Origin of the sequence: Enterobacter hormaechei ATCC 49162 (genome assembly GCF_001875655.1) — a bacterium.
GTDB lineage: Bacteria > Pseudomonadota > Gammaproteobacteria > Enterobacterales > Enterobacteriaceae > Enterobacter > Enterobacter hormaechei.
This window is the reverse complement of the sequence record NZ_MKEQ01000001.1, coordinates 1,936,846-1,951,716: the sequence shown is the minus strand read 5'-3', so window position 1 is coordinate 1,951,716 and position 14,871 is coordinate 1,936,846. Positions and strand designations below refer to the sequence as shown.

The following is a 14,871-nucleotide window of genomic DNA, read 5'->3' as shown; positions in this document are numbered from 1 at the left end:
ATGGGCTTAAAACACCTCTTTGAAAAAATTGAGCCGCACTTTACCGAAGGGAAGCTCAAAAAGTACTACCCGCTGTATGAAGCGACATCGACCATTTTCTACACGCCGGGTCTGGTGACGAAAGGGGCTGCGCACGTTCGCGATGCCATCGATCTGAAACGCATGATGATCCTGGTGTGGTTTGCGGTCTTCCCGGCCATGTTCTGGGGGATGTATAACGTTGGGTTGCAGACTATTCCGGCGCTGCACCATATGTACGATGCAGAACAGCTGGCGCAGGTGATCCAGTCTGACTGGCACTATCGTCTGGCGCAGTCACTGGGAGTGAGTTTTGCGGCAGATGCTGGCTGGATCAGCATGATGACGCTGGGCGCTGTCTTCTTCCTCCCCATCTATATGACTGTCTTTATCGTGGGCGGTTTCTGGGAAGTTCTGTTCGCTATTATTCGCAAGCATGAGATCAACGAGGGTTTCTTTGTCACCTCTATTCTGTTTGCGCTGATTGTTCCGCCAACGCTGCCGCTCTGGCAGGCGGCGATGGGGATTAGCTTTGGCGTGGTCATTGCCAAAGAGATCTTCGGCGGAACCGGACGCAACTTCCTGAACCCTGCACTGGCAGGGCGAGCGTTCCTGTTCTTTGCTTATCCGGCACAAATCTCGGGCGACCTGGTGTGGACGGCTGCGGACGGTTTCTCCGGCGCGACGCCACTCTCACAGTGGGCGGCAGGCGGCGGCGAAACGCTGGTCAATAATGCAACCGGACAGGCTGTGACCTGGTTTGATGCGTTTATCGGCAATATTCCGGGCTCTATCGGTGAAGTGTCTACCCTGATGATTTTGATCGGCGGGGCCATCATCCTCTTTGGCCGCGTGGCGTCCTGGCGCATTGTCGCGGGCGTCATGCTCGGGATGGTACTCACTGCCACGCTTTTCAATTTCATTGGTTCAGACACTAACCCGATGTTCTCCATGCCGTGGTACTGGCACCTCGTGCTGGGAGGCTTTGCGTTTGGCATGATGTTCATGGCCACCGATCCCGTCTCGGCTTCGTTTACCGACAGAGGTAAATGGTGTTACGGCGCGCTCATTGGGGTGATGTGTGTACTGATTCGCGTGGTCAACCCGGCCTATCCGGAAGGGATGATGTTGGCCATTCTGTTTGCCAATCTGTTTGCGCCGCTGTTCGACTACCTGGTCGTGCGCGCCAACATTAAGCGGAGGAAGGCGCGTGGCTGAAATCAAAAATAACGACAGCATCAGCAAAACGCTGCTGGTGGTGCTGGTACTGTGCCTGGTCTGTTCCATCGTGGTAGCCGGTTCTGCCGTAGGGTTAAAACCGCTACAGCAAGAGCAACGAGCGCTGGATAAACAGCGTAACATCCTGGCCGTGGCCGGGCTGATGCAGGAAGGCATGACGAAGGATGACGTCGCCGCGGTGTTTGCCGAACGTATTACCGCACGGCTGGTGGATTTAAAAACCGGCGAGCTGATGGATAAAGACCCGGCGAAATACAACCAGGCGCTGGCGCTGAAAGATCCGCAGATGAGCACCACGCTTGACGCCTCGCAGGATCCGGCAGGCATTAAGCGCCGCAGCAATGTCGCGGAGATTTACCTCGTTCGTGATGAGCAAAAACGTGTACAGGAAGTGGTGTTGCCCATCTACGGCAACGGCTTGTGGTCGATGATGTACGCCTTCGTGGCGCTGGATACCGATGGCCGTACGGTCAAAGGGATCACTTATTACGATCAGGGCGAAACGCCGGGGCTGGGTGGGGAAGTTGAGAACCCTAACTGGCGAGCACAGTTTGTCGGTAAAAAAGTGCTCGACGACAACGGCCAGCCTGCGCTGAAAGTGGTGAAAGGCGGCGCGCGTCCCGGCGATGAATTTGCCGTTGATGGCCTTTCCGGCGCCACGCTCACCTCTAATGGGGTGCAGCACAGCTTTGATTTCTGGATGGGTGAACTGGGCTTTGGTCCCTTCCTGAAGAATGTACGTGAAGGAGCGCTGAATAATGGCTGATACGGGTGAACTGAAAGAAGTTAAAAAGGTACTGATTGGCCCACTTTTAGCCAATAACCCGATAACGCTTCAGGTGCTGGGTGTGTGCTCGGCTCTGGCGGTGACCACCAAGCTGGAAACGGCGGTGGTCATGACGCTGGCGGTAACGCTGGTGACAGCGTTCTCCAGCATGTTTATCTCAATGATCCGCCACCACATACCCAACAGCGTGAGGATCATCGTGCAGATGGCGATCATCGCCTCGCTGGTGATCGTGGTCGATCAGCTGCTGCGCGCCTTCGCTTATGAAACCTCGAAGCAGCTCTCGGTGTTTGTTGGTCTGATTATCACCAACTGCATCGTAATGGGGCGTGCTGAAGCCTATGCGATGAAGATGCCGCCGCTGGCGAGCTTTATGGACGGTATCGGCAACGGCCTGGGTTACGGCGTGATCCTGTTGACGGTCGGTTTCCTGCGCGAACTTATTGGCAGCGGCAAGCTGTTTGGCATTCCGGTGCTGGATACGGTACAGAACGGTGGCTGGTATCTGCCGAACGGCTTGTTCCTGCTGGCGCCAAGCGCATTTTTCATTATCGGTTTGCTGATCTGGCTGATTCGTACGTTGAAGCCTGAACAGCAGGAAAAGGAGTAACCGACAATGGCTCATTACCTGAGTTTATTTGTGCGCGCGGTGTTTGTTGAAAACATGGCGCTCGCCTTCTTCCTTGGCATGTGTACATTCCTTGCCGTTTCTAAAAAGGTCTCGACGGCATTTGGTCTCGGGGTGGCGGTCACCGTTGTGCTGGGGCTTTCCGTTCCGATTAACAACCTGGTGTTCAACTTCGTGCTGCGGGACAGCGCGCTGGTGGAGGGGATTGATCTCAGCTTCCTGAACTTCATCACCTTCATCGGGGTGATTGCGGCGCTGGTGCAAATCCTGGAGATGATCCTCGATAAGTATTTCCCGTCGCTGTACAACGCGCTGGGGATCTTCCTGCCGCTGATCGCGGTGAACTGCGCCATTTTCGGTGGCGTCTCGTTTATGGTTCAGCGCGATTACAACTTCAGTGAATCGGTTGTGTATGGTTTCGGTTCCGGTATCGGCTGGATGCTGGCGATTGTCACCATGGCGGGGATCCGTGAAAAAATGAAATATGCCAACGTGCCTGCGGGTCTTCGTGGCTTAGGGATCACCTTTATCACCACCGGCCTGATGGCGTTGGGCTTTATGTCCTTCTCCGGTGTGCAGCTATAAGGGCTAACAGATGGAAATTATTCTTGGCGTGGTGATGTTCACGCTGATAGTACTGGTGCTGTCAGGGCTGATCCTGGCGGCGCGTGCGAAGCTGGTCAATTCCGGGGATGTGATCATTGATATCAATGATGATCCACAGAACCAGATCCGTACCCCGGCAGGGGATAAGCTGCTCAACACCCTCTCCGGCAACGGGATATTTGTCTCGTCTGCTTGTGGCGGCGGTGGCTCCTGTGGACAGTGCCGTGTGAAGGTTAAAGAGGGTGGCGGTGATATTCTGCCAACGGAACTGTCGCATATCACGAAGCGTGAAGCGAAAGAGGGATGCCGTCTGGCGTGTCAGGTCGCCGTGCGCCAGAACATGAAGATTGAGCTGCCGGAGGAGATCTTCGGCGTGAAAAAATGGGAGTGCGAAGTTATCTCTAACGATAACAAAGCCACGTTCATTAAAGAGCTCAAGCTGCGTGTCCCTGAAGGGGAGAGCGTCCCGTTCCGCGCGGGCGGGTATATTCAGATTGATTGTCCGGCACACACTGTAGCGTATGCCGACTTCGACGTGCCTGAAGAGTACCGGGCAGACTGGGATAAATTTAACCTCTTCCGCTTTGTTTCCGAGGTTAAAGAGCCAGCGCTTCGCGCCTATTCCATGGCGAACTACCCGGAAGAAAAGGGCATTATTATGCTCAACGTGCGTATCGCCACTCCGCCGCCGAATGTGCCTGATGCACCGCCTGGCGTGATGTCGTCGTATATCTGGTCTCTCAAGCCTGGCGACAAAGTGACGATTTCTGGCCCGTTCGGTGAGTTCTTTGCCAAAGATACCGACGCGGAAATGGTCTTTATCGGCGGTGGTGCGGGTATGGCGCCGATGCGTTCGCATATCTTTGACCAGCTCAAACGACTCGGCAGCAAGCGTAAGATCAGCTTCTGGTATGGGGCGCGTTCACTGCGTGAAATGTTCTACGACGATGAGTTTGAACAACTGGCGCGTGATAACCCTAACTTTACCTTCCATGTGGCGCTATCCGATCCGCAGCCGGAAGATAACTGGACAGGTTATACGGGCTTCATCCACAACGTGCTGTATGAAAACTACCTGAAACAGCATCCGGCACCGGAAGACTGCGAGTTTTATATGTGCGGTCCGCCAATGATGAACGCCGCCGTGATCAAGATGCTCAAAGATCTTGGTGTGGAAGATGAGAACATCATGCTCGATGATTTCGGAGGCTGATTATGCTGACCTTTCTGGCGACTTTTGCGGTGTTTGTGCTGGTGATCTTCGGTATGTCTTTAGGCTGGATCATCAAGCGTAAAAGCATTCAGGGCAGCTGCGGAGGCATCTCTTCCATCGGTATGGAAAAGGTATGTGACTGCCCTGAGCCGTGCGATGCACGGAAAAAGCGGATGGCTCGCGAGCAGCAACGCATTATTTAGTCTTCCAGGTCGGGTAAGGCAAAGCCGCTACCCGACAATTCCCACGCACACTTCTCAACCCTCATTTCTTTACTGTATACTTATCCAGTAAAGAGTGAGGGCTTACTATGCGCAAAATAATCCATGTCGATATGGACTGCTTTTTTGCCGCAGTGGAGATGCGTGACAACCCGGCGCTGCGGGATATTCCCATCGCCATTGGCGGCAGCCGCGTTCAGCGCGGTGTGATCAGCACCGCCAACTACCCTGCACGCAAATTTGGCGTACGCAGCGCCATGCCGACCGCGATGGCGCTGAAACTGTGCCCGCATCTCACTCTTTTGCCCGGACGTTTTGATGCCTACAAAGAAGCGTCGAGCCACATTCGGGAGATCTTCTCCCGCTACACCTCCCTGATTGAACCGTTATCGCTGGATGAAGCCTATCTGGATGTCACCCACAGCGTGCACTGCCACGGCTCCGCCACCCTGATGGCACAGGAGATCCGCCAGACTATTTTTAACGAGCTGAATCTCACGGCATCGGCAGGCGTTGCGCCGGTAAAGTTTCTTGCCAAAATCGCCTCCGATTTAAACAAGCCCAACGGCCAGTACGTCATCACCCCGGAAGAGGTTCCGGCGTTTTTAAAAACGCTGCCGCTCAGTAAAATTCCCGGTGTGGGTAAAGTCTCCGCCGCGAAGCTGGAAAGTATGGGGTTACGCACCTGTGAAGACGTTCAGCGCAGCGATCTGGCGCTGCTGCTTAAGCGTTTTGGCAAGTTTGGCCGCGTATTGTGGGAACGCAGTCAGGGTATTGACGATCGTGATGTCAACAACGAACGGCTGCGTAAATCGGTCGGGGTTGAACGCACGCTCAGCGAAGATATTCATGACTGGACCGAGTGTGAAACCATTATTACGGAACAGCTCTATCCTGAGCTTGAACGACGTTTGCTGAAGATCAAACCGGATCTGCTCATTGCCCGACAAGGCATCAAACTGAAATTTAACGATTTTCAGCAGACGACGCAGGAGCATGTCTGGCCGCGTCTGAACAAAGAGGATCTTATCGCGACGGCGAAAAAGGCGTGGGAAGAGCGGCGGGGTGGGCGAGGCGTCCGGCTGGTGGGGCTGCACGTAACATTGCTGGATCCGCAGCTAGAGCGTCAGTTGGTTCTGGGACTGTAGATTACGCTACTCGTAGGCCCGGTGAGCGTAGCGACACCGGGCAACAGACGAGGAATTACTTCGCAGGGATCGCTTTCAGCAATTCAGTCAGCAGCGTCCAGTAATGACCGACGCTTTCAATGTGAACCTGCTCATCCGGAGAGTGTGGACCGGTGATGGTCGGCCCGATGGAGACCATGTCCATATCCGGATACGGTTTCTTGAACAGACCACACTCCAGACCCGCGTGAATAACCTGAATGTTCGGGGTACTGTTGAACAGTCGCTGATAAGTTTCACGCACCAGTGCCATGACCGGAGAACTTGCATCCGGCTGCCAGCCCGGGTAGCTACCTTTTGCAGACGTTTTCGCGCCCGCCAGGGTACCCAGAGATTCCAGCATGCTCACAACGTACTCTTTACCGCTGTCGATCAGGGAGCGGATCAGGCAGATGATCTCTGCGCTGTCGTCGCCCATGGTCACCACGCCCACGTTCAGGGAGGTTTCCACCACGCCTTTTGCGACATCTGAATTGCGGATCACGCCGTTTGGCGTTGCGTTCAGCAGCTGAACAAACGTGTCACGAGACTGCGCAGTCAGCGCGGCTTTATCCGTTGTTACGGACTCCAGCACGACAGTCAGGTTTTTCTCTTTGGCTGACAGTTCGTTTTTCAGGATATCCAGATACACGCTGGCGAGTTTTTTCAGTTCATCCGCTTTCGCCGCAGGCACCGCCACGGTCGCGAAGGCTTCGCGAGGGATCGCGTTACGCAGCGTACCGCCGTTGAAGTCCACCAGGCGCAGATCCAGTTCAGCGGCATGGCCCGCCAGGAAACGTGCCAGCAGTTTGTTGGCGTTGCCCAGGCCCAGGTGAATATCACCGCCGGAGTGACCGCCTTTCAGCCCTTTCAGCGTCAGCTTAAAGGTCTCGAACCCCGCAGGGATCGCTTCGCGGGACAGCGGCAGGGTTGAGATGAAATCGATCCCGCCCGCGCAGCCCATGTAGATCTCACCTTCTTCTTCGGAGTCGGTGTTGATCAGAATGTCTGCTTGCAGCCAGTTCGCCTGGAGACCAAATGCCCCATCCATGCCCGCTTCTTCAGTCATGGTCAGCAGCACTTCCAGCGGACCGTGTTCAACGCTGTCGTCAGCCAGCACGGCCAGCGCGGAAGCCATACCAATGCCGTTATCAGCGCCAAGCGTTGTGCCGCGCGCCTTTACCCACTCACCGTCGATGTACGGTTGAATCGGGTCTTTTGTGAAGTCGTGAACGGTGTCGTTGTTTTTCTGCGGAACCATGTCCAGGTGCGCCTGCAATACCACTGGCTTGCGGTTTTCCATACCTGCGGTGGCAGGTTTGCGGATCAGAATGTTGCCAACCTGGTCGCGCTCAGCGTGCAGACCTTTTTCCTTCGCCCAACCCATAATATGTTCGGCAAGTTGTTCTTCGTGATAGGAAGGGTGCGGAATAGAGCAGATTTTGGCAAAAATATCCCACAGCGGCTGTGGAGATAATTGAGACAGTTCAGACACGATAGGTCTCCTTGTCGTTGCGCTGCAAAACAATGTTGCAGGTCACAGGGTTAGCAGGTTAATCGTTACCACAAGACGGGCTTGCGAGATGCAACTGAGAATACCACTTTCTCCCGTGGCTGGTAGCATTAAGCATGTAAAAACTCAGGCTCATGGCGCGTAACACTGGTTTTTAGTGCGTCAGATCTCTATAATCTCGCGCAACCTATTTCCCCCTCGAACACTTTTTAAGCCGTATATAAACAGGCTGGGACACTTCACATGAGCGAAAAATACGTCGTCACCTGGGACATGTTGCAGATTCACGCACGCAAACTGGCTGCGCGTCTGATGCCTTCCGAGCAGTGGAAAGGCATTATTGCCGTCAGCCGTGGCGGTCTGGTACCGGGGGCGCTGCTGGCACGTGAGCTGGGTATTCGTCATGTCGATACCGTATGTATCTCCAGCTATGACCACGATAACCAGCGTGAACTGAAAGTGCTGAAGCGCGCCGAAGGCGACGGTGAAGGCTTTATCGTTATCGACGATCTGGTGGACACCGGCGGTACCGCGGTCGCTATCCGCGAAATGTATCCAAAAGCGCACTTCGTCACTATCTTCGCGAAACCTGCGGGTCGCCCACTGGTTGATGATTACGTGATTGATATCCCGCAGGATACCTGGATTGAACAGCCATGGGATATGGGCGTGGTCTTCGTACCACCTATTTCTGGTCGTTAATTTCAGTACGTAACTTTACACGCCCGGTTAAGCCGGGCGTTGTTCTTTTTAGCCTGCCACGCGTTACAATGGTCTTCATATGACGTATCCATGGAGGCAACGCAATGACGCAGGCGAATCTCACCGAAACTCTCTTCAAACCCCGTTTCAAGCACCCTGAAACGTCGACGCTGGTGCGTCGGTTTAATCCGGGGACAATGCCTGCTGTTCAGTCAGCGTTAGATGGTAAAAACGTGCCCCACTGGTATCGAATGATTAACCGCCTGATGTGGATCTGGCGCGGCATCGATCCGCGTGAAATCCTCGACGTACAGGCGCGTATCGTAATGAGCGAGTCTGAGCGCACCGACAGCGATCTCTACGATACGGTGGTGGGCTACCGTGGCGGAAACTGGATCTACGAATGGTCAAAGCAGGCCATGCTTTGGCAGCAAAAAGCGAGCCAGGAAGAAGATGCTACGCGCAGCGGCAAGCACTGGCTGCATGCGGCAAACCTGTACAGCATCGCTGCTTATCCGCATCTAAAAGGCGACGAACTGGCGGAGCAGGCGCAGGCGCTGGCAAACCGGGCTTATGAGGAGGCCGCCCAGCGACTGCCTGGTCGGATGCGTGAAATTGAGTTCGCCATTCCCGGCGGCAGCCCGGTGACCGGATTCCTGCACATGCCGGAGGGGGAAGGCCCGTTCCCGACAGTTCTGATGTGCGGTGGGCTGGACTCGTTACAAATCGACTATTACAGCCTGTATGAGCGCTACTTTGCCCCAAAAGGGATCGCCATGCTGACGCTCGATATGCCTTCAATTGGTTTTTCATCCAAATGGAAACTTACGCAAGACTCCAGCCTGCTGCACCAGCATGCATTAAAAGCGCTGGAGAATATCCCCTGGGTTGACCACACCCGGGTAGGCGCGTTTGGCTTCCGCTTTGGCGCTAACGTCGCGGTACGGCTGGCCTACCTTGAATCTTCCCGCCTGAAGGCCGTCGCCTGTCTTGGCCCGGTGGTACATGCTCTGTTAAGCGATCCTGCGCGTCAGGGGAGCGTTCCTGAGATGTATCTCGACGTGTTGGCGAGTCGACTTGGCATGCATGATGCTTCAGACGAAGCGTTACGCATTGAACTTAATCGTTATTCATTAAAGACGCAGGGCTTACTTGGCCGCCGTTGCCCAACCCCGATGATGTCCGGTTTCTGGAAGAACGATCCGTTTAGCCCGGAAGAGGAGTCGCGTTTAATCACGTCGTCATCTGCGGAGGGTAAACTGCTTGAAGTGCCGTTCAGCCCCGTGTACCAGAATTTTGACAAAGCGCTTAAAGAGATTACACGCTGGATCACGAAGAGATTGTGTTAATAGTTTGCTAAATTTCGTTGGTTTGGTAAAACAGTGCTTCACAAAAGGAGATCGCAATGACGTTACCGAGTGGACACCCGAAAAGTAGACTGATTAAGAAGTTCATGGCTCTTGGCCCGTATATTCGAGAAGAGCAGTGTGAAGAGAATCGCTTTTTTTTCGACTGCCTGGCTGTTTGCGTCAACGTGAAGCCTGCACCCGAAAAACGCGAGTTCTGGGGCTGGTGGATGGAAATGGAAGCACAGGAAAACCGTTTTACCTATAGCTATCAGTTTGGCCTGTTTAATAAAGACGGGCACTGGCAGGCGACGAGCATCAAAGATCAGGAAGTGATTGATCGTCTGGAGCATACGCTAAAAGAATTTCACGGCAAAGCACGTGACCTGCTGGCAACGCTGGATCTGAAGCTGGAACCTGCGGACGATTTTTCCAGCGAAGCGGTGAAGTTAAGGGCCTGATGATGTCACTGCGCCGGGTGGCGGCTACGCCTTACCCGGCCTGCAAAATGTACTGTCCTGTAGGCCCGGTAAGCGCAGCGTCACCGGGCACAAAAAAACCGGCCGGGCCGGTTTTTTTATTACCACAGCATCAGAACTGATAGGTCAAGCCCAGCGCAACGATATCATCGCTGCTTACGCCCAGTTTATTATCGTCATCGATCTGGTTGATTTTATAATCAACAAACGCAGACATATTTTTGTTGAAATAATATGTCGCACCTACGTCGATGTATTTCACGATATCTTCATCGCCGATACCTTCGATATCTTTGCCTTTAGACTGCACGTAACCCACAGATGGACGCAGACCAAAGTCAAACTGATATTGCGCGACCACTTCGAAGTTTTGCGCTTTATTTGCAAAGCCGCCGGAAATAGGGGCCATATTGCGGGTTTCGGAATAGATAGTGGCCAGATAAATATCGTTGGCATCATATTTCAAACCGGTTGCCCAGCCTTCTGCTTTTTTACCTTCCCCGCGCGCCTGAAGGTTTTGCTCGTTGGTGCGATCGGAGCTGGCATACGCACCAATCACAGAGAAATCGCTGCCGCCGAAGTCATAGCTCAGGGACGTACCGAAACCGTCACCGTTTTGCTTCTTCACGTCACGGTTTTCATTTTTGCCCTGGTATTGCAGGGTCATATTCAGACCGTCAACCAGGCCAAAGAAATCGGTATTACGGTATGTGGCCAGACCGGAAGCGCGTTTCGTCATAAAGTTATCGGTCTGTGCCAGGCCGTCACCGCCGAACTCAGGGAACATATCGGTCCAGGCGGCGACGTCATACAGCGCGCCCAGGTTACGGCCATAATCCAGAGAGCCGAAGTCTTTCAGTTTCAGACCAGCAAATGCCAGACGTGTTTTTTGAGAAGAATCGCTCTCAGCTTTGTTACCTGCGAACTCAGCTTCCCAACGTCCGTAGCCCGTCAGCTGATCGTTAATCTGCGTTTCACCCTTAAAGCCGAAACGAACGTAAGTCTGGTCACCATCCTTAGCATCATCATCACTGAGATAGTGCATTGCTTTTACTTTGCCGTACACATCCAGTTTATTACCGTTTTTATTATAAACTTCTGCTGCGTGAACAGATGCTGAAGCAACTACGCCCATTACCACTAATGCCAGAGTGCTCTTTTTCATTTTCAATCCTGATTTTATAAAAACGCGCTAATATTCGCTGAGCAATAAGATTCGGCTTATTACCCCGTGAAAAACAGGAAGGGTTTTATCGTTCGTGGGTGAAAGTTTTATGACAAAGTAAGAATATGTCTAAAAAAGTATGTTTTAATTTTTCGGTAATAAAATTGTCAAAATCTGCCGCTACGCTTCCTGATCCCGCGCAACAAAGTGACGGGTCAGGTGCTAAGGCAGTTGGCAACGGGGCTGACACCTGCTAAAACGTCTGACTGACATCATTTTCCCTTATTGTTGAACGGCAGAGAATCATGAGTGACAGCCAGACGCTGGTGGTAAAACTCGGTACCAGTGTGTTAACGGGCGGATCGCGCCGCCTGAATCGTGCCCATATTGTTGAGCTTGTACGTCAGTGCGCTCAGTTGCATGCCGCTGGGCATCGTATTGTAATTGTGACCTCCGGGGCGATTGCCGCCGGGCGTGAACACCTGGGCTACCCCGAACTCCCCGCGACGATCGCCTCCAAACAGCTGCTGGCCGCCGTGGGACAAAGCCGACTCATCCAGCTCTGGGAGCAACTGTTCTCCATCTACGGCATTCATGTCGGGCAGATGCTGCTGACGCGCGCGGATATGGAAGACAGAGAACGTTTCCTGAACGCCCGCGATACGCTGCGCGCGCTGCTGGATAACAATATCGTTCCGGTCATCAACGAAAACGACGCTGTTGCCACCGCTGAAATCAAAGTGGGCGATAACGATAACCTCTCTGCGCTGGCGGCGATTCTGGCAGGGGCCGATAAGCTGCTGCTTCTGACCGATCAGCAGGGGCTGTTTACCGCTGATCCGCGTTCCAATCCACAGGCTGAACTGATCAAAGACGTTCACGGCATTGATGATGCGCTGCGCGCCATCGCGGGTGACAGCGTCTCTGGTCTGGGGACAGGTGGTATGGGCACCAAGCTACAGGCCGCGGACGTGGCGTGCCGGGCCGGTATCGACACTATCATAGCCGCGGGCAGCCGTCCGGGCGTGATAGGTGATGTGATGGAGGGCCTCTCTGTGGGCACGCGCTTCCACGCCCAGGAATCCCCGCTGGAAAACCGTAAACGCTGGATCTTTGGCGCGCCCCCGGCTGGCGAACTGACCGTGGATGAAGGCGCGACCGCCGCTATTCTGGAAAGAGGAAGCTCATTGCTTCCAAAAGGAATTAAAAGCGTGACAGGCAACTTCTCGCGTGGTGAAGTGATCCGAATCCGTAACCTTGAAGGTCGCGACATCGCTCATGGCGTAAGTCGTTATAACAGCGACGCGCTGCGTCGGATTGCTGGCCACCATTCCCAGCAGATCGACGCCATCCTGGGCTATGAATATGGCCCGGTTGCCGTGCATCGCGACGACATGATTATTCGTTAAGGAGCCAGAACATGCTGGAACAAATGGGCGCAGCCGCGAAAGCCGCCTCTTATAAACTGGCGCTCCTTTCCAGCCGCGAGAAAAACCGCGTGCTGGAAAAAATCGCTGATTATCTGGAATCGCAGTCGCAGGAAATTTTGCTCGCCAACGAGCAGGATCTGCTGGAAGCGCGTCGCAACGGCTTGAGCGAAGCGATGCTCGACCGTCTGGCGCTCACCCCGGCGCGTCTGAAAGGTATCGCCGACGACGTTCGTCAGGTGTGCAACCTCGCCGACCCGGTAGGGCAGGTGATTGACGGTGGGGTGCTCGACAGCGGGTTACGTCTTGAGCGTCGTCGCGTGCCGCTCGGCGTCATTGGGGTGATTTACGAAGCGCGTCCAAACGTGACGGTGGATGTCGCCTCCCTGTGCCTGAAAACCGGTAACGCCGCTATTTTACGTGGCGGGAAAGAGACCTGGCGCACCAATGCCGCGACGGTAAACGTCATTCAGCAGGCGCTGGAGGAGTGTGGTTTACCGGCGGGGGCCGTGCAGGCGATTGAAAGTCCCGACCGTGCGCTGGTCAACGAGATGCTGCGCATGGACAAATACATCGACATGCTGATACCACGCGGCGGCGCGGGTTTGCACAAGCTGTGCCGTGAGCAATCCACCATTCCGGTCATTACCGGCGGGATTGGCGTATGCCACATCGTGGTGGATGACACCGCGGAGATCGAACCTGCGCTGAAGATTATCGTCAACGCTAAAACCCAGCGCCCAAGCACCTGTAATACGGTAGAAACGCTGCTGGTGCATCAGGGCATCGCCAGTACCTTCCTGCCAGCGCTGAGCAAGCAGATGGCGGAAAGCGGCGTCACGCTGCATGCGGACGACAAGGCTCTCGCGCTGCTGAAAGACGGTCCGGCGAAGGTCGTTCCGGTTAACGCGGAGCAGTACGACGATGAGTATTTGTCGCTGGATCTGAACGTGAAGGTAGTTGCGGATCTCGATGACGCCATTGCGCATATTCGTGAACACGGAACCCAACATTCTGATGCGATCCTGACGCGCACCTTGCGCAATGCCGATCGTTTTGTGAATGAAGTGGATTCGTCTGCGGTTTACGTCAATGCCTCGACGCGCTTCACCGATGGCGGCCAGTTTGGTCTGGGCGCCGAGGTGGCGGTGAGCACACAGAAGCTGCACGCCCGTGGTCCGATGGGGCTGGAAGCGCTGACCACCTACAAGTGGATCGGCTTCGGTGATGATACCATTCGTGCGTAAATAATCGCGGGTGATGCAAAAATAGCCGTTTGATTCAAAAGGGCATTGACGCATCACCCGGTTAGATCTACTCTTTTGCCCCGTGGTTACGCTCGTAACCGGTCTCTCAGGGCCGATATAGCTCAGTTGGTAGAGCAGCGCATTCGTAATGCGAAGGTCGTAGGTTCGACTCCTATTATCGGCACCATCTAAATCAATAAGTTATGTAAAGGCTCCCTCTTTGTTTACATCATGATTTTTTGCGTGTAACTGCATGTGTAAGTAATTTTCGCCAACGTTTATCTACAGTGATGCTCTGCCATTTTTTTCGAGTTAGCTGGTTTTGTTGCATGCTAAACCGTTGTCACCGACAACGAGAAGTGAATGGAAAGTCTGAAAGTGAGGTAAAACCCGAAGAAAATCGGGGTGTGACAACAGATTACGTAGCTGTGTCTCTGGGACAAAAAGCGCAGGATTGAATGTGACCGTATGAATATCACCCAGCGTGAAAACCGATATATGTCCTTCATGTTCACCGGTCAGGTACCAGCAGCCATCGCTGCACACCAGTCGATAGGGGGCCAGACCTGTGCAACGATGACCTTCTGCCAGTAACGTAACCCGACGGTGTTCAGTGATGGCGCGAATCAGTCGCGTAAAAACTTCACTCCGTGCCTGTGTTCTGGCGTTGGTGCTGTGCCAGATAAGGCAGGGAGATTCGTTGGCACTCAATAGTGAGTTGACCAGCTGGTTGTCTATCTCCGGAAAAAGCGCCTCCACACCGGACTGACGGACGAAGGTCTGCACCGTCAGCTCCCTCTGACGGCTGCCGGATAGCAGACGACATTGCCCGTTACGGAACTCCAGGTCGAGATAGGCCAGACGCTCGCGAAAATCCCGACGCAATGTGCGCACTGACACGCCAAATTCGGCGGCCAGTGTCTGTATGGCCAGCGTTTCACCCGCCACAAGACGGCTGATAATCAGCGACAGGCGGACCGCAAGGCGCTCATGGCGGCGCTCAGACTGAGACATGAGAGGCGTTCCCCATCCTGTTAATGGACTGAAAATTAAGTGATTAGTGTAACGAGAGGGCCGGACAGGATACGGACAGCGGAAGCGGTATTTTTTCTGC

15 protein-coding genes and 1 tRNA gene are annotated in these 14,871 nt (G+C 54.2%); 13 read left to right on the top strand and 3 right to left on the bottom strand.

What is annotated here, in order from left to right; translation table 11 throughout:
* The 7 genes from BH712_RS09905 to dinB all read left to right on the top strand — a co-directional run bounded on the left by BH712_RS09905 (position 1) and on the right by dinB (position 5,860).
* Positions 1-1,236: an NADH:ubiquinone reductase (Na(+)-transporting) subunit B gene (locus tag BH712_RS09905; protein ID WP_006810006.1), complete on the top strand. Its 1,236-nt coding sequence runs from the start codon at positions 1-3 to the stop codon at positions 1,234-1,236.
* Positions 1,229-2,023, top strand: coding sequence for a Na(+)-translocating NADH-quinone reductase subunit C (locus BH712_RS09900; RefSeq protein ID WP_006810005.1), 795 nt, complete (start codon positions 1,229-1,231; stop codon positions 2,021-2,023). The genes BH712_RS09905 and BH712_RS09900 overlap by 8 nt, the downstream gene beginning before the upstream one ends.
* Positions 2,016-2,654, top strand: a complete 639-nt coding sequence (locus tag BH712_RS09895; RefSeq protein ID WP_003863219.1) for an NADH:ubiquinone reductase (Na(+)-transporting) subunit D — start codon at positions 2,016-2,018, stop codon at positions 2,652-2,654. Before BH712_RS09900 ends, BH712_RS09895 begins: the two co-directional genes overlap by 8 nt.
* 6 nt (positions 2,655-2,660) lie before the next feature.
* On the top strand, positions 2,661-3,257 hold the full coding sequence (gene nqrE, locus BH712_RS09890) for an NADH:ubiquinone reductase (Na(+)-transporting) subunit E (RefSeq protein WP_006810004.1): 597 nt from the start codon (positions 2,661-2,663) through the stop codon (positions 3,255-3,257).
* A 10-nt stretch (positions 3,258-3,267) separates the two neighbouring features.
* Entirely contained in the window at positions 3,268-4,491 is a 1,224-nt protein-coding gene (nqrF, locus tag BH712_RS09885; protein WP_006810003.1) for an NADH:ubiquinone reductase (Na(+)-transporting) subunit F, read from the top strand.
* Between the two features lie 2 nt (positions 4,492-4,493).
* On the top strand, positions 4,494-4,694 hold the full coding sequence (nqrM, locus tag BH712_RS09880) for a (Na+)-NQR maturation NqrM (protein WP_003863212.1): 201 nt from the start codon (positions 4,494-4,496) through the stop codon (positions 4,692-4,694).
* A gap of 107 nt (positions 4,695-4,801) precedes the next feature.
* Complete coding sequence (dinB, locus tag BH712_RS09875) at positions 4,802-5,860, top strand: DNA polymerase IV (RefSeq protein WP_006810002.1); 1,059 nt, start codon at positions 4,802-4,804, stop codon at positions 5,858-5,860.
* Between the two features lie 55 nt (positions 5,861-5,915).
* Here the strand turns inward: dinB and pepD are convergent, their stop codons facing one another.
* Complete coding sequence (gene pepD / locus BH712_RS09870; RefSeq protein WP_006810001.1) at positions 5,916-7,373, bottom strand: cytosol nonspecific dipeptidase; 1,458 nt, start codon at positions 7,371-7,373, stop codon at positions 5,916-5,918.
* Positions 7,374-7,634: 261 nt separating this feature from the next.
* Between pepD and gpt the strand changes: the two genes are divergently transcribed.
* From gpt to crl, 3 genes are all read left to right on the top strand, one after another.
* Positions 7,635-8,093 carry a xanthine phosphoribosyltransferase gene (gene gpt / locus BH712_RS09865; protein WP_003863205.1) on the top strand — a complete coding sequence of 153 codons (459 nt, stop codon included), beginning with the start codon at positions 7,635-7,637 and terminating at the stop codon, positions 8,091-8,093.
* A 104-nt stretch (positions 8,094-8,197) separates the two neighbouring features.
* Positions 8,198-9,442, top strand: a complete 1,245-nt coding sequence (gene frsA / locus BH712_RS09860) for an esterase FrsA (protein WP_006810000.1) — start codon at positions 8,198-8,200, stop codon at positions 9,440-9,442.
* Positions 9,443-9,498: 56 nt separating this feature from the next.
* On the top strand, positions 9,499-9,900 hold the full coding sequence (crl, locus tag BH712_RS09855) for a sigma factor-binding protein Crl (RefSeq protein ID WP_006809999.1): 402 nt from the start codon (positions 9,499-9,501) through the stop codon (positions 9,898-9,900).
* 130 nt (positions 9,901-10,030) lie between these two features.
* Here the strand turns inward: crl and phoE are convergent, their stop codons facing one another.
* On the bottom strand, positions 10,031-11,083 hold the full coding sequence (phoE, locus tag BH712_RS09850; RefSeq protein ID WP_006809997.1) for a phosphoporin PhoE: 1,053 nt from the start codon (positions 11,081-11,083) through the stop codon (positions 10,031-10,033).
* 305 nt (positions 11,084-11,388) lie between these two features.
* Between phoE and proB the strand changes: the two genes are divergently transcribed.
* The 3 genes from proB (at position 11,389) to BH712_RS09835 (ending at position 13,944) form a co-directional block, all read left to right on the top strand.
* The gene (gene proB, locus BH712_RS09845; RefSeq protein ID WP_006809995.1) at positions 11,389-12,492 is read left to right on the top strand and encodes a glutamate 5-kinase; all 1,104 of its coding nucleotides are present in this window, start codon (positions 11,389-11,391) and stop codon (positions 12,490-12,492) included.
* A gap of 11 nt (positions 12,493-12,503) precedes the next feature.
* Complete coding sequence (gene proA / locus BH712_RS09840) at positions 12,504-13,757, top strand: glutamate-5-semialdehyde dehydrogenase (protein ID WP_006809994.1); 1,254 nt, start codon at positions 12,504-12,506, stop codon at positions 13,755-13,757.
* 111 nt (positions 13,758-13,868) lie between these two features.
* A tRNA-Thr gene (locus tag BH712_RS09835) sits at positions 13,869-13,944 on the top strand.
* A gap of 125 nt (positions 13,945-14,069) precedes the next feature.
* Here the strand turns inward: BH712_RS09835 and BH712_RS09830 are convergent.
* Positions 14,070-14,771, bottom strand: coding sequence for a WYL domain-containing protein (locus BH712_RS09830; RefSeq protein ID WP_006809993.1), 702 nt, complete (start codon positions 14,769-14,771; stop codon positions 14,070-14,072).
* Between the last annotated feature and the right edge of the window lie 100 nt (positions 14,772-14,871).